This window comes from Pseudomonas sp. BAY1663 (assembly GCF_000582595.1).
GTDB lineage: Bacteria > Pseudomonadota > Gammaproteobacteria > Pseudomonadales > Pseudomonadaceae > Stutzerimonas > Stutzerimonas stutzeri_AF.
Map to the genome: position 1 here is coordinate 1 of NZ_AZSV01000056.1, position 20,485 is coordinate 20,485.

11 protein-coding genes, 5 pseudogenes and 2 CRISPR repeat arrays are annotated in these 20,485 nt (G+C 65.7%); of the genes and pseudogenes, 2 read left to right on the forward strand and 14 right to left on the reverse strand.

What is annotated here, in order from left to right; translation table 11 throughout:
• The coding region (locus BAY1663_RS15365) for a PLP-dependent aminotransferase family protein (RefSeq protein ID WP_037042398.1) at positions 1–1,221 on the reverse strand (1,221 nt) is incomplete at its 3' end.
• Positions 1,222–1,300: 79 nt separating this feature from the next.
• Between BAY1663_RS15365 and BAY1663_RS15370 the strand changes: the two genes are divergently transcribed.
• A complete protein-coding gene (locus BAY1663_RS15370; protein ID WP_037042400.1) occupies positions 1,301–2,254 on the forward strand; it encodes a threonine dehydratase in 954 nt (317 codons plus the stop codon).
• A 73-nt stretch (positions 2,255–2,327) separates the two neighbouring features.
• Positions 2,328–4,188: direct repeats of the CRISPR family, unit length 29 nt; unit sequence CGGTTCATCCCCGCGGGTGCGGGGAACAC.
• A gap of 68 nt (positions 4,189–4,256) precedes the next feature.
• Here BAY1663_RS15370 and cas2e read toward each other — a convergent pair.
• From cas2e to BAY1663_RS24675, 10 genes and pseudogenes are all read right to left on the reverse strand, one after another.
• Positions 4,257–4,556 carry a type I-E CRISPR-associated endoribonuclease Cas2e gene (cas2e, locus tag BAY1663_RS15375; protein ID WP_037042402.1) on the reverse strand — a complete coding sequence of 100 codons (300 nt, stop codon included), beginning with the start codon at positions 4,554–4,556 and terminating at the stop codon, positions 4,257–4,259.
• Positions 4,556–5,482, reverse strand: a complete 927-nt coding sequence (cas1e, locus tag BAY1663_RS15380) for a type I-E CRISPR-associated endonuclease Cas1e (protein WP_218186677.1) — start codon at positions 5,480–5,482, stop codon at positions 4,556–4,558. Before cas1e ends, cas2e begins: the two co-directional genes overlap by 1 nt.
• Before the next feature lie 2 nt (positions 5,483–5,484).
• Positions 5,485–6,305 (reverse strand): annotated as a pseudogene (locus BAY1663_RS15385) (KilA-N domain-containing protein).
• 26 nt (positions 6,306–6,331) lie between these two features.
• Positions 6,332–6,946: a type I-E CRISPR-associated protein Cas6/Cse3/CasE gene (gene cas6e / locus BAY1663_RS15390; protein WP_037042404.1), complete on the reverse strand. Its 615-nt coding sequence runs from the start codon at positions 6,944–6,946 to the stop codon at positions 6,332–6,334.
• On the reverse strand, positions 6,921–7,583 hold the full coding sequence (gene cas5e, locus BAY1663_RS15395) for a type I-E CRISPR-associated protein Cas5/CasD (RefSeq protein ID WP_037042408.1): 663 nt from the start codon (positions 7,581–7,583) through the stop codon (positions 6,921–6,923). The genes cas6e and cas5e overlap by 26 nt, the downstream gene beginning before the upstream one ends.
• 2 nt (positions 7,584–7,585) lie before the next feature.
• Complete coding sequence (gene cas7e / locus BAY1663_RS15400; RefSeq protein ID WP_037042410.1) at positions 7,586–8,725, reverse strand: type I-E CRISPR-associated protein Cas7/Cse4/CasC; 1,140 nt, start codon at positions 8,723–8,725, stop codon at positions 7,586–7,588.
• A 10-nt stretch (positions 8,726–8,735) separates the two neighbouring features.
• A complete protein-coding gene (gene casB, locus BAY1663_RS15405) occupies positions 8,736–9,278 on the reverse strand; it encodes a type I-E CRISPR-associated protein Cse2/CasB (RefSeq protein ID WP_037042412.1) in 543 nt (180 codons plus the stop codon).
• Positions 9,275–10,833, reverse strand: a pseudogene (gene casA, locus BAY1663_RS15410) (type I-E CRISPR-associated protein Cse1/CasA). The gene casB and the pseudogene casA overlap by 4 nt, the downstream one beginning before the upstream one ends.
• Positions 10,808–10,984, reverse strand: a complete 177-nt coding sequence (locus BAY1663_RS24495) for a hypothetical protein (RefSeq protein WP_164838462.1) — start codon at positions 10,982–10,984, stop codon at positions 10,808–10,810. The pseudogene casA and the gene BAY1663_RS24495 overlap by 26 nt, the downstream one beginning before the upstream one ends.
• A 305-nt stretch (positions 10,985–11,289) precedes the next feature.
• Positions 11,290–11,529 carry a hypothetical protein gene (locus BAY1663_RS24675; RefSeq protein WP_177325815.1) on the reverse strand — a complete coding sequence of 80 codons (240 nt, stop codon included), beginning with the start codon at positions 11,527–11,529 and terminating at the stop codon, positions 11,290–11,292.
• Positions 11,530–11,665: 136 nt separating this feature from the next.
• Between BAY1663_RS24675 and BAY1663_RS15420 the strand changes: the two are divergent.
• Positions 11,666–11,946, forward strand: a pseudogene (locus BAY1663_RS15420) (type II toxin-antitoxin system RelE/ParE family toxin).
• 2 nt (positions 11,947–11,948) lie between these two features.
• On the opposite strand, the pseudogene cas3 reads toward BAY1663_RS15420, so the two are convergent.
• The 3 genes and pseudogenes from cas3 to BAY1663_RS15435 all read right to left on the reverse strand — a co-directional run bounded on the left by cas3 (position 11,949) and on the right by BAY1663_RS15435 (position 20,263).
• Positions 11,949–14,604, reverse strand: a pseudogene (cas3, locus tag BAY1663_RS15425) (CRISPR-associated helicase Cas3').
• A 173-nt stretch (positions 14,605–14,777) separates the two neighbouring features.
• Positions 14,778–16,391: a CRISPR direct-repeat array (repeat unit 28 nt; unit sequence GTGTTCCCCGCACCCGCGGGGATGAACC).
• A gap of 52 nt (positions 16,392–16,443) precedes the next feature.
• Positions 16,444–18,092: pseudogene (locus tag BAY1663_RS15430) on the reverse strand (acyl-CoA dehydrogenase family protein).
• A 182-nt stretch (positions 18,093–18,274) separates the two neighbouring features.
• Entirely contained in the window at positions 18,275–20,263 is a 1,989-nt protein-coding gene (locus tag BAY1663_RS15435) for a hybrid sensor histidine kinase/response regulator (RefSeq protein ID WP_037042414.1), read from the reverse strand.
• Positions 20,264–20,485: the final 222 nt, after the last annotated feature.

Here is a 20,485-nt window from a genome sequence, read left to right on the forward strand (position 1 = left end):
CTGCGCAGCCGCCACCTCGATGCCGGCCGAGCGGCAGATGCCCGGCAATCCGCTTTCGCCCGCCTGCGCGGTCAGCCACAGGTGCGGCGAAGCGCAGGCCGGCACCCATGGCCCAAGCATCTTGCGCGCCAGACGCCAGCGCCGGGCCACCTGCTGGCGCTGCCAGTGCAGCCGCCGCAAGGCGGTGCCGTCCTCGAGCCATTGGCAGGCGATGCGCAGGCACAAGGGCGACAGCGCCCAGCCGGTGCCCTGCGCCTCCGGATCGATACGCACCAGCCATCGTTCATCGGCAGCAATGAAGCCGAAACGCAGCCCCGGGGCGACGGTCTTCGACAGGCTGCCGACCAGCACGCTGCGCTCGGCCAGCAGCTCGGCGAGCGGCGCCTCATCGCCGAGCGCACCGTAGACGTCGTCCTCGATGACCAGCAGATCGTGCCGGCGCGCCACCGCGGCGATCGCCTCACGGCGCTGGGCGTCCATGCTGACGCCCGTCGGGTTCTGCATGCAGGGCGTCAACACGGCCACCCGGGCGGCCGTGGCGCGGGCCAGGCGATCGAGCGCGTCCGGCAGGATGCCCCGCCCGTCCATCGCCACGCCGTGCAACGGCAAGCGCAGCTGGCGGGCGGCGGCCTTGATGCCGGGCGAGGTCAAGGCTTCCACCAGGATCGGCTCGCCCGGTTCGCACAGCCCCAGCAACGCGGCGAACAGCCCCTGCTGCGCACCGGCGCAGAGCATCAGCTGGCGCGGCGGCAATTCCAGGCCGCGGCCACGCAGCCAGGCACTCACGGCCAGGCGCCCGCGCTGCATGCCGGCCGCCGAGGCGTACCCCTGCAGCTCGGCGAGATCGGCCGCCGCGCCGAGTTCGAGCAGACTGCGCGGCAGGTCCTGAGCCTCCGCGTCGATCGCCGGCAGGTTGGTCGACAGATCGAGCGACGCCGGCTGCGCGTCGGCCTGCTTGAGCAGAAACAGGCTGGCCTCGCGGCTGCTGGCCAGTACATAGGTCCCGCGTCCGACCTCGCCGCCGACCAGGTGCCGGCGCGCCGCCTCGCGATACGCCTGCATGGTGGTGCTCGGGTTCAGGCCCAGCGCCCAGGCCAGCCGACGCTGCGGCGGCAGCCGGTCGCCGGGCTTCAGTTCGCCCTGCTCGATCGACCGGGAGATCGCATCCACCAGCGCCAGATAGCGGGGCTGGCCATCATCGACAAGTCTGGGAAGCCACATTGCCTGCCATGCAATATAAAGATTTACCCATACAATGCGCGGCTCTAGGATCTTCGTCAAACCCGCCGAGGAGCCGCCCATGTTCGATCTCACCGCACTGCGCCAGGCCGCCGGGCTGATCGCCCAGAGCGTGCCGCCGACCCCACAGCATCGCTGGCCGCTGCTGGCCCGGCGACTGGGCTGCGAGGTCTGGGTGAAGCACGAGAACCACACCCCCGCCGGCGCCTTCAAGGTGCGCGGCGGCGTGCTCTACGTCCAGCGCCTGCTCGAACGCGAGCCGCAACTGCGCGGCATGATCAGTGCCACCCGCGGCAACCACGGCCTCAGCCTGGCCATGGCGGCGCAGAAGGCTGGCGTGCCGCTGAAGATACTGGTGCCGGAGGGCAACTCGGCGGAAAAGAACGCCGCGATGCGTGCCTGCGGGGCACAGCTCATCGAATTCGGCCGTGACTTCGATACGGCCCGCGAGCAGGCGGCACAGCTTGCCGCGCAGAGCGGCTGGCACCTCGTCCCCGCCCTGCACCCGGACCTGATCCAGGGCGTTGCCACCTATGCCCTGGAACTGCTCGAAGCCACGCCGCCACTGCGCCGGGTCTACGTTCCCATCGGCATGGGCTCGGGCATTTGCGGCATGATCCGCACCCGCGACCTGCTGGGCCTGGAGACGGAAATCGTCGGCGTGGTGTCCAGCGCCGCGGATGCCTACGCGCAGAGCTTCGAACAGGGCCGCATCGTCTGCACCGAGACGGCCGAGACCTTCGCCGACGGCCTGGCCTGCCGAATGCCGGCCCCCGAGGCGCTGGACATCATACGAACGGGCGCGGCACGCATCCTGCGCGTCGAGGACGCGGCCATCCGCGAAGCGATCAGGGCGCTCCACGAAGACACCCACAACACCGCCGAAGGCGCCGGCGCCGCCGCCCTGGCCGGTGCCATGCAGGAGCGCGAGCGCAACCAGGGCGAGCGCATCGCGGTGGTGCTCAGCGGCGCGAACATCGATCGCCGGCTGCTCGCGGGCATTCTTGGCGAGTAGTCGGGGGCGAACGTCAGTTCAGTGCAGCTTCATCATCTCAGTCGAGATGGCCACTGCTCCGTTCGAGAAACGCGGATCAATCCCCGCAGGTGCGGGGAACACCTTCGCTTCCAAACACCGTCCCACCAATCCAGCGGTTCATCCCCGCGGGTGCGGGGAACACGAGTTGATCATGATTGTGCAGCCGTCCGCGTTCGGTTCATCCCCGCGGATGCGGGGAACACAGTTCCAGGCCGAATGCGGTACCGGTTTTCGACGGTTCATCCCCGCGGGTGCGGGGAACACGTCGAGCGCCTGGTCCGCGAACGCTACGTTGACGGTTCATCCCCGCGGGTGCGGGGAACACTTCTGGCTGAGGCCTTTTGCGGTGCGAAATCGCGGTTCATCCCCGCGGGTGCGGGGAACACCCCTACGGTGGCAGGGCGGGCGACTGGAGTGACGGTTCATCCCCGCGGGTGCGGGGAACACCGGCCGGCATTGGCCCAACCACCGAACGAATCCGGTTCATCCCCGCGGGTGCGGGGAACACGACGACCACGACGTAGATCGGCACCTTCACCACCGGTTCATCCCCGCGGGTGCGGGGAACACTTAGAGCCCTCGGCCCACCATGCCAGCATCTGCGGTTCATCCCCGCGGGTGCGGGGAACACGCGGCGCTCCCAGCGCTCGAGGGCGCCGAGGCCGGTTCATCCCCGCGGGTGCGGGGAACACAGCAGCGTGAGCTGTGGTACTACCATTAGGACCGGTTCATCCCCGCGGGTGCGGGGAACACCCGAACCGGTCTCCAGCGCAGAGCGGAGGGTACGGTTCATCCCCGCGGGTGCGGGGAACACCAGTCGTTGAATTTGCCGGCTATCTCCCGCGCCGGTTCATCCCCGCGGGTGCGGGGAACACCGGGCCGGTGATCACGCCGTCGGCGATATACGCGGTTCATCCCCGCGGGTGCGGGGAACACCGTCACTCCATCGGTCTGGGTGGCCACATCAACGGTTCATCCCCGCGGGTGCGGGGAACACGCTACGCATGGTGGCGGGGCTTCGCAGTGACCCGGTTCATCCCCGCGGGTGCGGGGAACACTCTGTGGCTGGCGGCATGGGCAGGCTGATCGCCGGTTCATCCCCGCGGGTGCGGGGAACACCACCGGCATTTCCCCTACGTGCCGTTTTGGGGCGGTTCATCCCCGCGGGTGCGGGGAACACCGCTTCGACGATAAGGACGGCACCGGCTCTTACGGTTCATCCCCGCGGGTGCGGGGAACACTTCGACGACGACATTCCCTTCTAAATCAACGACGGTTCATCCCCGCGGGTGCGGGGAACACCAGACTTTGGCCGCATCGGTCGAGACGCCGAACGGTTCATCCCCGCGGGTGCGGGGAACACGCCGAGTACCTGACCAAGGGCAAGCAAGTGTTCGGTTCATCCCCGCGGGTGCGGGGAACACGCTCGGCCGCGCCGACGACGAGGCCGAAGAGGCCGGTTCATCCCCGCGGGTGCGGGGAACACAGTCGTCTCAGGCCCTGGTCAGCTACTGGCGTCGGTTCATCCCCGCGGGTGCGGGGAACACGTTCATCGCGGCTTGAATGAATATCCGCGCCGCGGTTCATCCCCGCGGGTGCGGGGAACACATGCGGACCGCACTGAGCGAAGCCAAGAGCTACGGTTCATCCCCGCGGGTGCGGGGAACACAACAGCCGCACGGACGCCGAGTTCTTCGAGCACGGTTCATCCCCGCGGGTGCGGGGAACACCCCGACACGCAACACCGGCCGCTTCCGTGAGTGCGGTTCATCCCCGCGGGTGCGGGGAACACAACGACGCAAGGTGCCGCAGGACGCCGCCTACGGTTCATCCCCGCGGGTGCGGGGAACACTTAGGGTGAGCTTCAGCAATCAAACTCACGGCTGGTTCATCCCCGCGGGTGCGGGGAACACACTTAGCGTAACCAATTAATCTTCAAGGGAAAAATCGGCCGCTAAAAATCTACCAGCTTTTTTCCTTGTTAAAGATCGGAATTTTCCAGCGGATGGAAGGCAACCAGATGCAGGCCATCGAACTCCACGGGGAGGCGGCGATTGGGGCCGAGGGTTTGGAATTCGTAGCCGGACTCATGATTGCTCGCCCAAGCCATCACCACATTTCCGTCCTCGTGTCCTTCGCGCAGTTGCTCCCAGATCATTTCCCGGGTGCGCTTGGAGACATCGCCGATATAAACGCCCGCGCGCACTTCCAACAGCCAGATGGCCATACGGCCACGCAGGCGCGGCGGCACGTTTTCGGTGACCACGACGAGAAAACTCATCACTGCGTCCTGTGCCCGGCTTCGCCGATGCTTTCAGGGTTGGGGATGGCAGGCGGTACGGATTCGGGCGGCGCTTCGGGCGGCGAGATGCCGCCGGCGGACAGCACATCTTCGATGGTGGGGATGATCTTCGCGAGGATCTTGCTGGAGCGGAACAGGTCGCGACACCCCAGGCGTACTTCCCGTTCGGGTTGCGGCGGTGACTTCGCGGCGATGCGGAAAGCCAGCGGCACCACGGTCTCGAACTTGAACAGATCGGCGATATCGTAGACGAAGGACAACGGCTTGCCGGTGTGGATGAAGCCCACCGCAGGTGCATAACCAGCCGCCAGCACGGCGGCCTCGGCGATGCCATACAGGCAGGAGGTGGCCGCCGACAGGCAGCGGTTGGGAATGTCCGCCGCATCCCATTGCTGCCGGTCGTAGTTACGCGCCCGCCAGTCGACACCGTATTGCTTGGCCAGCAGCTTGTAGGTTTCGCGTACCCGCGCACCTTCGATGCCGCGCAACTGTTCGACGCTCCGGCGCGCCGGCGCCGGCTCCTGGAAACGCAGCTCGTACATCTTGCGCACCACCTTCAGCCGCAGTTCGTCATCCAGCGCCAGCTTGGCCTGATAGAGCAGACGATCCGCCCGCGCCCCGCCCGGCTGGCCGCTGGCGTACAGGCGCACGCCGGACTCGCCCACCCACACCAACAAAGTGCCCACGGTGGAAGCCAGGTGTACGGCGGCATGAGAGACCCGTGTGCCGGGTTCGAGCATGATGCAGGCCACCGAACCGACCGGGATATGCATGCGCACGCCGGTCTTGTCGATCACCACGAAGGCGCCATCCTGCACGTCGATCTGCCCGTACTGGACGAAGATCATCGATACCCGGTCCTTCATCGGCAGGGGCTTGAGCGGCGGCAGCAGATTACCGGCCATGTTCAGACGCCCCCATCGAGCAGCGGCTGCTGCGTCGCCTCGACCAGCACTCGCATCTGCCGAATGGCCAATTCATTCAATTTCTGCAGGCGTTCGGGCTGGGGCAGCCCTTCGTCGATGAAATGCGCATTCATCGACTCCAGGTTGGCCAGGCAAACCAGCTGATGCACATTGGCATGGTCGCGCAGATTGCCTTTCAGCTCTGGGTTGGCATCGCGCCACTGCCGAGCGGTGACGCCGAACAGCGCCATGTTTAGCAGGTCGCTTCGCTGGCATAGACGAAGCCGATTTGCTGCGCAGTCAAGGTATCGGGAATCAGGTTTTCGCGAATGGCGTCGGTATGGATCAGGTAGTTGACCTTGGCCAGGTTGCGCCGGATGTCCCAGCCCAACTGCCGGAACTCCTGTGCCTTGAGGCGCTGGAACTCCTTGATCAGGTAGAGCTTGAACTCCACCGAGATCCAGCTGGCGAACTCGAAGGCGATATCCTTCTGGGCGAAGGTGCCACCGTAACGCCCGGCCTTGGAGATCAAACCGATGGCGCCGGTCCGCTCGGTCCACTGCTTGGGGGTCAGGGTAAAGCTGTTAAGCCCGGCCTGCTTTCTAAACCCGTCGAATTCGACGGGTTTAAAATCCGGGTTATTGAGCTGCTCCCAGATACCCAGGAACTCGATGGTGTTGCGGTTGCGTAGCCAGTTGCGGATCAGGTCGTCGGTACGATCCGGGTTCTTGTAGCGGGCGATGTCAGTGATACAGATGTACTCCACACCGTCCCTGGTGTAGGTGTTGATGTCCTGCTCCAGGACCTGCAGTTTGGCTTTCATGGCGCCCTCCTTGGTCTAATCCACACTCAGCCACGCGCCACGCTGAGCAGCCCGCAACCGAACGCCTTGCCAGGGCCAATGCCTTGCATCAACGCCCGGCTGAACGCGGTCAGTTCGCGCACCTGCAAACGCCCCTCGAAGCACACCCGTTGCAGGCTGATGCGGCTGTCGCCCTTGCGGCTTGCCAGCACATCGCTGGCCGTGACCAAGGCAGCTTCGACCTCGAAGCCGTGGCGCTCGCCCTGCCGGTTCAACCAGGCCAACTGCTCCTGTTCACCCACCAGGCCGTAGCGCTTGCCCTGACGGGTAACGGTCGGGTTGGCCTGCAGGCGAAAGCGGTAACGCGCACCGCCCTCGATCCATGTCTGGAGTTCGAGCGGTTTGCTTTCTATCTCGCGCTGCAGGTAGTTGGGCAGCGCCTGCAAAGCCGCCCAATCGCCCGAGCGTGCCGACTGCACCAACACGACAGGCGTCGCCCAGGCATTGCTGCCGGCCTCCAAACGCCAGAGAAAACGAGCGGGAGCGCTGTGTTCATCCGCCACGAAGGCACGCGCCAGGGTGCGGTGCATCTCGTAGGCATCGGCCAAATCACGCCGCGCCTGAGCGCTGCGCGGGTCAAGCGTCAGTCTGGTCAGGTACATGCAGCACTCCCGATTTCACGAAACGTGGGCCGAAACGGCGCTCGGCAAAAGGTGCGACGGGTTGATCGAGGCGGATGGCGCCCTCCTGCTCATCCTCCAGCAGGCAGCGCAGCGCCGGCTGTGGTTCGGCCCGGCGCGAGCGGGAGAGCCGCGGGTACTGGGCCAGCGCTTCTTCCAACGGCAAGGGTGAGAGGCCGTCGGGCAACCAGACCGGCATCCCCGGTGCAAAGCTCTTGCGCCCCAGCGCCAGCGGCCAGCGCGGGGCGCGCAAGGCGGCGTGAATACGCGCCAGCAGGGCGTCATCCGCGCCCTCCAGGCCGACCAAAAAAGCCGCGTCCGCCAAGTAGTAGCGCGGGCTGACCACAGTGCGGCGTAGATCCGACTTGCCAGTGGCGATCAACACGCCGGTAGCAGTCTGGTAATCACGCATCGGCACCCCTTCGTGATCGACCCGCACGCCCAGGCGCAGGGCGGCCAGATCCTCCACGGGCTCATGCCGGTCACGCCCCAGCGCCGCACAGACCAGGCCGAGCACACCCGATTTGGAAGGTTCCAACTGAGTGTCGCGCTCATCGAAGCGGCTGGTGGTGCCCCAGGATTGCATCGGCCCCTGCAAGCGCAGCAACAGGGTGGCCATGCTCAGCCCTCCAGTTGCGTGGCGATCTGGGTGCGTACCCAGGCCGCCAGTTCGCCCAGGTTTTGCACTTGCGTCCCCTTCTGCGGCCAGGCCTCGCTCAGGTCGAGGTAGGCCCACTGATCGCGCGGGTCAGCATAGACCGCTGCTAGCTTGCCCTCGTGCCTGGCCAGCTCGCCGACCGACAGGCTGGTCAACGAAGCATCATGGCGTGCAGCGACGGGTTTCTCGAAGGCGTTGGCCAGGTTCAGCGGGCCGGCGTGGCGCAGGCAAACGCCGACGAAACTCGGCAGATTGTGCGCGGCGAAGGTGTTCTGCTTGCCCGTCGGGATGGCGCGCACCATGGCCTGGGTAAAGGCTTCCAGGGCGGAAAGGCTCAGCTCGCGATCCTGCTGCAGATTGCCGAGCAGCTTGTTGGCATCGACCACGGCGTAGCGATACAGCGTCGCGGAATTGAACTCCACCTGGCCGATCATGCCCGCGCCGGTTTCGTCCGGCCCGCCCTTGTCATCGACGGCGGTGAAGTAATCGAACTCGCGCTCTACGCGATGCGTGCTGATGGCATGCGCCACCTGACAGGCGGCATCCTGGTTGACCTCCGGCATGTCGGCGAGCATACGGCCGAACAGCGCCACGTCGACCGCCTTGCCACCATCGAGCAGGGCCTTGGCCTTTTTCACCACCTCGGCCGGCGCGCTGGCCTTGGCTTCCTTCTTGCCCTTCTTCTCGCCGCCTGCCGGGGCTCCGGCCAGCTCATCCCAATGCTGCTCGATCAGGTTGGCGAAACCGGCGATCTCGGCCTCACCGAGAAACAGCAGGTATTCTGTCTTGCCATCGTCCTTGAGCTTGAGGCCGGCAGCCGCCAGTGCCACTTCGATCTTGCCTTCGGCTTCGAGCGGGTCACGTCCGGCCAGGCGCTCCAGCAACAACGCCTTGAGCTTCTTGGTGCGTACGCCGCGAAACTCCGGGGCGACCAGCTCATGTTCCTGGGCGGCCAGGCGAATGGCGCGCTTGAAACACTGGCTGCTGACCCGCGCCCGGCGATGACCGCCGAACAGGGCATCCTTGGGTGCGCCGGTATCGTCACGGTTGAGGTTGGATGGGGCGAAGTTCTGGATCAGGTGAAACTCGACGAACAGACTCATGATGTCCCTCTCAGTCGTTGGCAGCGTGTTCGGGGGCGTCGGCGGCAGATGCCGCCAGCGCACGGTAGAAGTCCCGCGCCCAGCGCTGACGCACGTTATCGCGACGCTCGGCATCGATATGCAGGTTGAGCCAGACGCTCAGATCGCGCAGCAGCAGGCCGTAGTCCAGCGGGCGATCATCGGCGGCCAGCAGGCTGATGATCTGGCGTAGATACACCGCCAGGTTTTCCGCATCGGCGCCGAGCAAAGCGATGAAGCGTTGTTCGATGCTGGCGCTTTCACGCTTGCGCATCAGCTCGCCAAGGCTGCTGGCCAGGCTTCTGGCGCCGTGGTGAGGATGAGCGGCATACAAACCAGCCGTCAGATACAGCGCCAACCGCGAGGCATGCTGGGCATGTCGCTCGGCCGCGACGAAGCGTTCCACATACGGATAAGCCGGCGGATAGCTGCCCGGCTCGAAGCTCAGGCTACGGCGCAGGGTGGCCATGGCCCCCCGGTCGCGTTCCTGCAGGCGCTGCAAATGCGCGATAAAGCTCTGCGCGAACTCACTCATGCGCGAACCTCCTTGTCGGGTGTGGAAATCTCCCGCAACGGGGCGAGCAGCCCCAGCAGGCGTGGATGATGACGGGCTTCGGCCCGCAGGGCTTTGGCGCCTCGCCCCAGGCCGGCCAGCACGGCCTGCCAGGCATCACGAGCAGCGTCATGTAGGCTCTGCCGCCAAAGCGCCTCGGCCTCGTCCAACTCGTCGCTGCCCAGCAGGGCCATGACGCGGCTCAGGTGGCGCTCGGCGCTGGCGAAGTACAAAGCACCCGCCGGGCCGGCATCGATCAGGCTACGGGCACGCGCCAGGTGTCCTTGCTGCCGGGGTCGGGCAGGGTTTCGGCGAGCATGCCGGTGGCCAGCTTGCGCAAGGCTGTGAACAACTCTTCGGCATCGCGCACATAGCGGCGCAGTTCGTTGGCGTGATCGGGCGAAGCCAGCAGCTTGGCGGGAAGCGCGATACGCTCGGAGCGCCAGCGCAGCAGCTTGGCCTGGTCACTGGCCAGACCGGCGATCAGCAGCGGTTGCACGCCATTGCCCAGATAGAACTGCAGATTGGCGGCCCACTCCAGCACCGCGGCGGGCTGCGAGGCCTTGCCCTCGGCGTCCGGCAGCAGCGCCGGCAGGTCGCGCCACAGGGCCCTGCCCTCGGTGAAACTCAGGCGCACCAGGCTGTTGCTACCGGCCCGGTAACTGGCCATGGGGTCGGGCGCCTGCACGTCATCGCCCAACGCCAGGCCAGCGGCGAAACGAATCCATTGCACACCACGCTCATCGTCCGCCAGTAGTAGGACAGCCCGGCTCTGCCGGGTGTAGCGGTCGTTGGGGCCAGTCGCCAGTTCGGGATCGCCACGTAGCTGGGCAATGCTCGGCGCGTTGCGCTCCCATGCGGGGAGGTCTTCATGCCCCGTCTGAGTCGGTGGATGCAGAGCCAGGCACAGGCTTTGCGCCAACGAATCGCCCATCGGCATCACCGCCGCCGTATTCGCCAGCGCGCCCGCCTTGTCGGAATCGCGCAGCGTCTTGACCAATCCGCCGGGAGTGAACTGCAAAAAGCCCAGCAAGGTACGCAACGCATCGGCGGCACCGATGCTGCGTGGCGCCAGGTCGCAGGAATGGTCGAACACCACCGGCGCATTGCCGTTGGCGCTAGCCAGGGAGATTTGCGTCCAGGGTTTGAGCTTGTCGCGGGTTTCTTCGGCGTCGGCCAGCGCCGCCACCTGCATGAAGGGATACTGCGGATGGAACAGCCAGAAGCGTTCGCGCCAACGCTCCAGATAGTCGCGGATGGCCGCCAGCGGCAGCCCGTCCTGATACCAGCGCAAGCGCTCGGCATCCGTCCAGCGCCCTTGCGCCTGGCTGATGGCGCGATGGGTTATCGCCAGCAGCAGCCGGTATTGAGCGATCAGGCTCGGCGGCGAGGTTTCCGCCAGGGCGCCGATCTCGCTGGCGCGCCCGAAGAGCTCCAGCAAACCCAGCTCAAGCACCTGCCCATCGTGCATCCGTACCGCCAGCCATGGCTCGTCGAGCAGGCTATAGAAATCACTCGTCCCTTTTCCTGTGATCATCTGTACTCAGCTCTAGTAGAAAGCGGAATTTTTTGACCTTCCAAACCATGGAGGCCAGTAAGCACAACGCGACACCTGCCCAGAACTTCCACGTCCCGCCATGCTCAACCAACAAGGCAAGAAGCCCGAAAAACCAATTTTGCTCGCTCACGACGATGCTCCGAAGTCGCCCACCTCGGAAATACTAGCCGAGCGAATCAAAATCATCAAAGGCTAGATTCTTAATATTCAAGCTTATAAACTCCTTCTTGCTCCCTCCTAAGCTGGAGGGATGAACCCGCTAGGTGCTTGATATTTTCATCCTGGCAAATAACTCCCTACTCTCGTAGGGATGCAAAAAGGGGGAGCTAGAGCTCCCCCTTTGATTTCCGGAGCAACGACTCTTCTGCAACATCGTGGAAGCCAGTAAAGCAGACAAAATGCCATCATAAAAATGAGCCAGGTCAGCAAAACTGGTTAGCCCATGCCGCCCATCCATCGCCAGCTTCGCTTCACCAGCCGCGTGCTACGATGCACTGACCATGTAACACATCTAGGTGCGAGAAAATGAGTGAAGCCACCTTTACCTTCCGCGTCGACGACGCACTGAAGAGCGAATTTGCCCAGGCCGCGAAAGCGCGTGACCGCACCGGTGCCCAGTTGCTGCGCGACTTCATGCGTGATTTCGTACGGCAACAGCACGAAGCCGCCGAGCACGACACCTGCTGCGCCGCCAGGTGCAAATGGGGCTGGATTCGGCCAATGCCGGCGACCTGCTCAGTAGCGAAGAGGTCGAGGCCGAGGCAGCCGCGTGGCGTGCCGAAACGCGACACAAGATGGACAGCGCCGCATCGTGAGGCTGGCCTGGACGCGTCTCGCGCTGAACGACCGTCAAGCCATCCGTGACTATATAGCCCAGGACAATCCAGTCGCTGCCCTGGCGCTGGATGAGCTGTTCGCGGAAAAGGCCAGCCGCCTGGTGGATCATCCCGGCCTGGGACGCTAGGCCGGGTGAGCGGTACTCGCGAACTGGTCGTTCACCAGCACTATTTGATGATTTACGACCTGGCCAATGATCAGGTGCGAATACTCCGCGTGCTGCATACGGCGCGCCAGTGGCCAAGCGCTGACTGACCTTAGGTCTCGCGCTGATAAACCAACCCCAGCTCGTCATCCAAACGAACCGCCAAGCGCCCAATCTGCAGGCAACCATCGGTCAAGCGCAGCGGCTTGAGGTGACGCAGCAGCGGATGCTCGCTGAACGCCCGGGGCAACTCCTCGCCCTGCGCATGCTTGACCAGCGCTTTGCGCGAGGTCTTCAGTTGCCGAGCGTGGAGCTGTTTCGCCAGCGCGTTGGGTAGTGGCAGTTCGAGGTCGAAGGCTTCACCGCCTGGCACCAGGCTCCAACCGCCAGGCACCTGGTGCACGGGGACCAAAGTCACGGAGTCGTCGCCCAGGCGAGTGTAGTTGGGCAGGCCCAGGCCCTCCTCGCCCTCTTCATAACCCCGGTTTTTCTGAGTGTAGGCATTCTGCGGTTCGGCCTGCGGGTCGATGGCGACATTGAGCGCCATCATGCGCTCGGTCTGCCGCTTGCCCAGATGAGTGCCAAAGGCCTCATCCTCGATAAAGGCGCGATCCGCTTCGGCAAGGTCGGCCGGCAAGCCTCCACCGTCGTACACCGCCTGTACCAGACGGTCGATATCCAGCGGCAGATGCAGTTCCTGCTCGCGCGACAGCAGCGCCCAGGTGCGCCCCAGAATATAGGCTCGTAGACGTACTCCCAGGCGGTGTTCTTGAGATCGGGCAATGCAGCGGGGGCCAGGCCGGCCACATACAAGGTCGCCTGCCGATGGGCCTCGGGACGCTCGCGCCGGTGGCGATGCAAACGGCCGGCACGTTGCAGGATCAGGTCGACCGGCGCCAGGTCGGTGAGCATGAAATCGAAGTCGATATCCAGGCTCTGCTCGGCCACCTGGGTGGCGATCAGCAATGCCTTGGCGGGCCTTGCGCCAGCCGAGCCAAAGCTTGCCAGCACCGCCTGTTCCTGCTGGCTGCGCTGATCCGCCGGGAAGCGTGCATGGAACAGCAACAGCGCCACGTCACTCCCCAACTGCGCCTTGAGCTTGAGATAAAGACTCTGCGCGCGATCCACAGTATTGACGATCAGCGCGCCGCAGCCACCCTGCTGCACCAGCGCCAGGGCCTTGGCGACCAGGCTGTCGATATCCTCGGCCACTGCCTGCAGTTGGATCGGTGGCAGTGGGCGCGAAGCACAGGTGCTGCCCTGCAACCCGCGCTCATCGGCCAGCAGCAGGCGCGGATAGGCCAGCTCGGGAATCTCGTCCATCGCCACGCCCCAGGCACGCAACAGCGCATCGCGGCGCGGTGCCGGCAAGGTGGCACTCATCAGCACCACCGAGCTGCCCATCGCCTTGAGCCAGCGCAGCAAGGCTTCGATCAGGCCGCTGGTGTAGGTGTCGTAGGCATGCACCTCGTCGAGCACCACCACGCGATTGCTCAGCCCCCACAGCCGCACGAAGTGGTGTTTGACGTTGAGCGTGGCGAATAGCGCCTGATCCACGGTGCCGACGCCGTAGGGCGAAAGCAGCGGCCGGCGACGCTGGGAGAACCAGGCAGACGAAGCGACATCCTCGCCCGCCACGCCATGGATGCCACGCAGCGCCAGGACCTGCTCGTTGAGCGCGGCACCGCCATGCACCAGTTGCACGTCCAGCGGGGTATTGGCGGCGAAACCGTGCAGAAACGTCAGCGCACGGCTGAACAGTGCATTGCCCGTGGCCTGGGTCGCAGCGCCACATAGAGGCCCCGGTGCCTGTTGGCCGCCTGCAGGCGCAGGTGGGCGAGGAAGGCCAGCTCGGTCTTGCCCTCGCCCATCGGCGCCTCGACCAGCAGCAGTGCCGGACCCTGCACACCATCGAGCAGGCGGTCGGCCTCGCGCTGCAGGGGGCGGGCCGTCAGTTCCGGACGCTGGACGATCTGGCCGATCAGTCGATCCGCCGAGGACGGCGCAGTCAATAGAGGCTGAAAGGCTCGCCAGCCGATCTGCTGCAAAGCCTGATCAGCGCGTGAGCAGGCATCGGCATGATGCTCGGCGAGCAGCGCATGACGCTCGCCCAATGGAAACCACTCGGGGTTGGAGCCGATCCAGTCGGCCACGCTGGTCAGCCCGGCCAGCCACTGCGCTGCGGGCTGCGACAGCTCTTCGATCTGCGGTGCCCCTTGCGGCGCCAACACGGTCCAGTAGGCCTCGAAGATTTCCCGGCGCACCTCGCTCCAGGCCGGCGGCTCGAACGACGGTTTGCCCCGGTTGAGTTCCGTCTGATTGAAGTTGTAGCCGTGATGGGCACTGATGGCCTGCAAGGCGTGGCGAATCCATAGCAGATGGCCAATACCCTGGCGCGGCAAATGTTCCCAGAGCAGCGCAGCACTCGCACAGGCATGATCGGTAACGCTCAGTGAACGGGCGGGGAAGGCCAAACCCAGCCCTTCATCGGTTTGCCGCCCCTCGGACCACTTATCCTGAAAACCGGGGATAGCCTTGCCGAAATCATGTAACCCCACCAGACAGGCCACCCAGCGCGCCACCTGCGCTCGCTCCAGCCCCAACGCCCGAGACGCCCAATCCAGCGTGCTCGCGGGCTCATGCGCAAGCATCCGCTCGGCCACCGCCGCCACATCCAGCAAGTGGGCCAGCACGCCATGACCAAAGCCCTCACCACTCTTGGCCCAGAGCCTACGAGCCGGGTCGCCCAGATCAGAGAATCCTTTCATCACATGCCTCATCCGTCTTGCGATACGCGACTATGGCATACCTGACAAGATCAAATTGCCACTACTATTTGTGGCGGAGTCAAGCTCGATCTTTAACAAAAAAACCAGAAGGAAACCTCGGTAGATTTTTGGCGTTCGATTTTTCCTTATAGGATCAATCGCTTACGCTAAGAGTGTTCCCCGCACCCGCGGGGATGAACCGCCGCTTCGTCCACCGCCGACAGATGGGCAACGGTGTTCCCCGCACCCGCGGGGATGAACCGGCCATCGAGATAACCCGGCTCACCCGCCTTCGGTGTTCCCCGCACCCGCGGGGATGAACCGGTTGCAACGTACTTTTCGGTGATCATACGGTAGTGTTCCCCGCACCCGCGGGGATGAACCGCAATCCGACTTGCCTAGGCCGGCGTCTATCAGGTGTTCCCCGCACCCGCGGGGATGAACCGATCGCCGTCGGCGACGGCCACCGCCTCGATCTGTGTTCCCCGCACCCGCGGGGATGAACCGGCATCGGCCGGGTCTTCCGTGCCGTCCTTGTTGTGTTCCCCGCACCCGCGGGGATGAACCGCGCAGGCCACCGGTATAGCTGACGGACTTGCTGTGTTCCCCGCACCCGCGGGGATGAACCGTACAACGCCTTGGTCGCCTCGCTCCTGCGACAGTGTTCCCCGCACCCGCGGGGATGAACCGCCGAGAGCGGCGAGCAACGCCAGCAGCAATGGGTGTTCCCCGCACCCGCGGGGATGAACCGGACGGCCACGTGTTCGCCGAGATGGGCAAGCGGTGTTCCCCGCACCCGCGGGGATGAACCGTCTGCTGGGCGAGTTCGCCCACCACCCCAGCCGTGTTCCCCGCACCCGCGGGGATGAACCGGCCACGTCGCAGATCAACTCTGCTGGCTCAAGGTGTTCCCCGCACCCGCGGGGATGAACCGCCATCAGCGATGTGCTGGAGGAGATGGCCGGTGTGTTCCCCGCACCCGCGGGGATGAACCGGACGGGCTGCTGCGTGTGTGCTCGACGGAGATGTGTTCCCCGCACCCGCGGGGATGAACCGGATGTGCATGGGTTACCTCAGACGATTGGGTCGTGTTCCCCGCACCCGCGGAGATGAACCGTTTGGGTCGACTCCGGTCTCAGCCTGCATGCAGTGTTCCCCGCACCCGCGGGGATGAACCGGCGTTTCACGAACAGCCCATGCAGCGGCTGTGGTGTTCCCCGCACCCGCGGGGATGAACCGAACTCAAACAAGTCCTTGAGCATCCCGCCCCAGTGTTCCCCGCACCCGCGGGGATGAACCGCCGTGCTGGAGAAGCGCGCCACGCTGGACCAGGTGTTCCCCGCACCCGCGGGGATGAACCGCCCAAGAAACCCAAGCCGGCGGCATTCCAGGAGTGTTCCCCGCACCCGCGGGGATGAACCGTTGGTACCGACCTGGGCCTGGTGGCTCTGCGCGTGTTCCCCGCACCCGCGGGGATGAACCGGTCGTGAAACCATAGGTCGTCCAGCTCCAGGAGTGTTCCCCGCACCCGCGGGGATGAACCGGTCCACCGGATTTCCGCGTGGGTCGCCTTGTTGTGTTCCCCGCACCCGCGGGGATGAACCATAGAACGTCGCACCGATCTGCCGGCTCTTGAGGTATTCCCCGCACCTGCGGGGATGAACCGCAGGGCGTGATCTTCGCCCGCAACCGCGACAGGTGTTCCCCGCACTGCGGGGATGAACCGAAAGAGCGTGACCAACTCAAAGACGAAATTGTATCTTCCCCGCACCGCGGGGATACGCACGGACCGGACAGGGCGCGGTCCATACAAGACAACACCAAGCTGCCGGCCCCCAGTCAAACCAGCTGCGGCGCGCTACGCTCCAGCAGGGCATCGATATCCAGCCCCCGCGGCAGTGTGCCGTAGACCCGGCCGCGGCCTTCGAGGCGGCTGGCGAGGAAGGCGTCCGCTACGGCGGCGTTGCCCGCTTCGAGCAGCAGCTTGGCCTGCAGGGCGACCGCCACGTCTTCGGTGAGCTGGCGGGCGCGGTACTGGATGTCGTCGGTATCGCCGAAGGCGCTCTGCAGCCGCTGGATATGCGCCCGCAGCCGGGCATCGCCATGGCCATCGCCGAGTTCGGCGAACAGCGCTTCGAGCACGCCGGCTCTTTCGACAGGGCGCGCAGCACGTCCAGGCACTGCACGTTGCCGGAACCTTCCCAGATGGAGTTGACCGGCGCTTCGCGGTACAGCCGCGGCAGGATGGTTTCCTCGACGTAGCCGGCGCCGCCCAGGCATTCGCTGGCCTCGGCGATCATTTCCGGTGCGCGCTTGCAGATCCAGTATTTGCCGATGGCGGTGACCAGGCGGGCGAACTTGTCTTCCTGCTCGTCGTGGCGGTTGTCCTGGGCGCGACCCATGCGCAGGGTCAGCGCCAGCGCCGCTTCGCTCTCCAGCGCCAGGTCGGCCAGCACGTTGCGCATCAGCGGCTGTTCGAGCAACACGCGACCGCCGACCAGCCGGTGTGCGCAATGGTGCATGGCCTGGGTCAGTGCCTGGCGCATCAGCGAGCTGGAGCCGATCATGCAGTCGAAGCGGGTCGAGGCGACCATCTCGATGATGGTCGGCACGCCGCGCCCTTCCTCGCCGACCATCCAGGCCAGCGCGCCGCGATACTCCACCTCGCTGGAGGCGTTGGCCCAGTTGCCCAGCTTGTTCTTCAGCCGCTGGATGTAGAACTGATTGCGCGTACCGTCCGGCCGGTGCCGCGGCAGCAGGAAGCAGGACAGCCCCTTGTCGGTCTGCGCCAGGGTGAGGAAGGCGTCGCACATCGGCGCCGAGCAGAACCACTTGTGGCCGAGCAGTTCGTAGGGCTGGCCCGGCCCGCCGCTACCGACCGGATGGGCGCGCGTGGTGTTGGCGCGCACGTCGGTGCCGCCCTGCTTCTCGGTCATGGCCATGCCGATAGTGACGCCGGCCTTGTGCTCCATCGGCACGTTGCGCGGGTCGTAGGCACGGGCGAGGATCTTCGGCAGCCAGACCTCGGCCAACTCGGGCTGCAGGCGCAGCGCCGGCACGCTGGCGTAGGTCATGGTCAGCGGGCAGCTGCTGCCGGCCTCGGCCTGGTTGTGCAGGTACATCAGCGCCGCGCGCGCCACCTGCGCGCCGGGCTGCGGATCGCTCCACGGCAGCGACGGGATGCCGTGTTCGACGGCCGTGCGCATCAGCTCGTGGTAGGCCGGGTGGAAGTCCACCTGGTCGATGCGATGGCCGTAGCGGTCGTGGCTCCTGAATACCGGCTTGTTCTCGTTGGCGAGAAAGCCCGCCGCCATCAGCGGCCCGCCGGCGAGCCCACCGTAGGCGTCGAGCCGCTGCTCGGCCCAACCACCCTGGTAGCGCTGTACCCACTGCTGCAACGGCAGGTCGAGGCGGTAGAGGTTGGCGCCGTCGAGCGGCGGCACCTGGTTGGTGACTTCGTGGGTTTCGGCGCAGTACGGCAGGTTCATCTCGGGGCTCCTCGATCGGTGCGACCGTTGCAAAGCCCGCGCAATGGCGGACGGCGTGTGTCAGCAAGCTTAGCCGGCCCTGTCCCGGGCACGGGCCTGGGGCGGGCAGCAACGTTACGAGGGGCAGTGGAGCATGCTTGGAGGCGGCGACTGAAGCGAGGTTTCGGCCAAAAGCCAGTGTCTCAGGCAATCTTCCCCGAGGGGCGATCGGCACGCGCGGTGACGGGATCGAGCAACGCCAGGCGCACGCTGATGCGGAAACGGCTGCCCAGGCCCGGCCGCGATTGCTGGTCGAGCTGGCCGCCGAGCACCTCGGTCAGCCCGCGGCTGATCGCCAGGCCGATGCCAAGGCCGCCATAGCGGCGGGTCATGGAACCATCCACCTGGCGGAACTGGTGATAGAGGAAGGCTTCGTCGGCATCGCTGAAGCCGATGCCGGTATCGATGACCTCGACCTGCAGCGCCAGTTGCCCCGGTGCCGCCGCGTGCCCGCTCAAGCGCAGCGTCACGCTCCCGCGCGCGGTGAACTTGACGGCGTTGTCGAGCAGATGGGCGATGCCCTGCTCGAGCTTGCCGCCATCGCCGAGCACCCGGTCCGGCAGGTCGCTGGCGACCTCCAGCTCGAAGTCCAGCCCCTTGTCGCGGGTCCGCGGCGCGAACTGCAGTTCGAGGCGCCCCGCCATTTCGCGCAGGCTGAAGGCGGTGTCGTACGGCCGCAGCTTGCCGGCGCGCAGCTCGCTGAGTACGAGGATGTTGTTGACCAGCCGCATCATGTCGCGCGCCGAGCCGGTGGCGATGTGCTGGTACTGCTGCAGTTCTTCCGGGGTTTCCGAGGCCGGCAGCAGTTCGAGCGCGCCCATCACGCCCATCATCGGCGTACGCAGCTCATGGCTGATGTTGGAGAGGAATTCGTCCTTGAGCCGGTTGCTCTCGGCCAGCTCGCGGTTGAGCTGTTCCAGCTCGGCGCGTGCGGTTTCCAGGATCTTGGCGCGTTCGTCCTTGAGGGTGTTGATGCGATCGGCCAGCGCCATCGACAGCAGCACCACTTCCAGCGCCGCACCCAGCTGGCTGGCATACATGGTCAGGAAGGTATTGGGCAGATAGCCCAGCACCATCAGGCTGTTGATCTGCCCGCCGACCAGCAGCGCGCTCCAGGCGATGATGAAGTAGCGCGCCACGCGCATCCCACGCAGCCAGGCGAGGATGCCGGCGGCGAACACCGCCAGGGTGAACAGCAGCGCCAGGGCGGTGGCCAGGCGCAGCGCCACGCCGTAATCCAGCGTCAGTGCAAGGGCGATCACCACCACGGCGAAGCCGATCATCAGCCGCAACAGCCCGTCGATCCAGCGGCTGTGTTCGGCCGTGCGCAGGAAGCTGCGGGTGAACAGGCAGCCGAACAACGCCGCGATGCCGATCAGCAAGGGCGTCGCGGCGTTGGTCCACCACGGCCGATCCGGCCAGAGGAACTGCACGCCGGCGCCGTTCACCGAGACCTGATAGAGGCCGAACGCGGCGATGTAGAGGATGTAGTACAGATAGCTGGGGTCGCGGATGCTGATATAGATGAACAGGTTGTAGACCAGCATCGCCAGCAGCACGCCATAGATCATGCCCAGCACGTAGATACGTCCGGGCTGGGCCTCGAGGTAGGCATGATGCGACCAGAGGCTCAGCGGCACCTGGATCGAACCTTCGCTCTGCACCCGCAGGTACAGCCGCTGCGGCCGATCGGCCGGCAGCTCGACCTCGAACAGATAGTTGCCCTGGCCGATCTCGCGGCTGGCCCAGGGCCGGGTATCGCCGGTATCGCGCGCCAGGCGATAACCACCCTGCTCATCGGGCAGGTAGAGCTGCAGGCTGTCCAGCGGCGGATAGGCCACCTCCAGCAGCCAGCGCCGCGCCCCTTGCGCGGCCAGCGGCCGGTAGTGCAGGTCGACGCGCAGCCAGTGCACGGAACGGGAATAGCCGGCATTGAGCACGGCCGTACGGTGGGGCTGGAAACGACTGTCGAACGCTGGCGACGCGACATCCTCGATCCGCGCCTCGCCGAGCGGGTCCTCGAACACCGCCATGTGCTGGCCGAGCGGCAGGTGACGGGTTCGCTCGTCGAGTTCGACGGCAGCGGCCAGGGCGGGCAGAAGGGCCAGGATGAACAGGAAAACGTGCCGCATGGTGCCTCGTGCAGGCCTGGCGACGATCGCAAACGCATGGCTCGCGAACCGCACTACAGTCCGAAATCAAAGTGCCAGCAATCTACCACAGCGACAGTGCCATCCGGAAAACCGGGCAATGCCCGAAGGGCATATCCGATGACCGGCCCGGAAAACCGGATGGCGCTACGACGCACAACTGCCGCGTCCCGCCGATGCCGTTTGGTGATAAGCTCGCACGCC

What these genes read in the sequence shown, in the direction of transcription:
- BAY1663_RS15435 (WP_037042414.1), bottom strand. Translation starts at nt 20,263, where the DNA reads ATGCGGCACGTTTTCCTGTTCATCCTGGCCCTTCTGCCCGCCCTGGCC.
- cas6e (WP_037042404.1), bottom strand. Translation starts at nt 6,946, where the DNA reads ATGTACCTGACCAGACTGACGCTTGACCCGCGCAGCGCTCAGGCGCGG.
- casB (WP_037042412.1), bottom strand. Translation starts at nt 9,278, where the DNA reads ATGAGTGAGTTCGCGCAGAGCTTTATCGCGCATTTGCAGCGCCTGCAG.
- BAY1663_RS15370 (WP_037042400.1), top strand. Translation starts at nt 1,301, where the DNA reads ATGTTCGATCTCACCGCACTGCGCCAGGCCGCCGGGCTGATCGCCCAG.
- cas2e (WP_037042402.1), bottom strand. Translation starts at nt 4,556, where the DNA reads ATGAGTTTTCTCGTCGTGGTCACCGAAAACGTGCCGCCGCGCCTGCGT.
- cas1e (WP_218186677.1), bottom strand. Translation starts at nt 5,482, where the DNA reads ATGGCCGGTAATCTGCTGCCGCCGCTCAAGCCCCTGCCGATGAAGGAC.
- cas7e (WP_037042410.1), bottom strand. Translation starts at nt 8,725, where the DNA reads ATGAGTCTGTTCGTCGAGTTTCACCTGATCCAGAACTTCGCCCCATCC.
- cas5e (WP_037042408.1), bottom strand. Translation starts at nt 7,583, where the DNA reads ATGGCCACCCTGTTGCTGCGCTTGCAGGGGCCGATGCAATCCTGGGGC.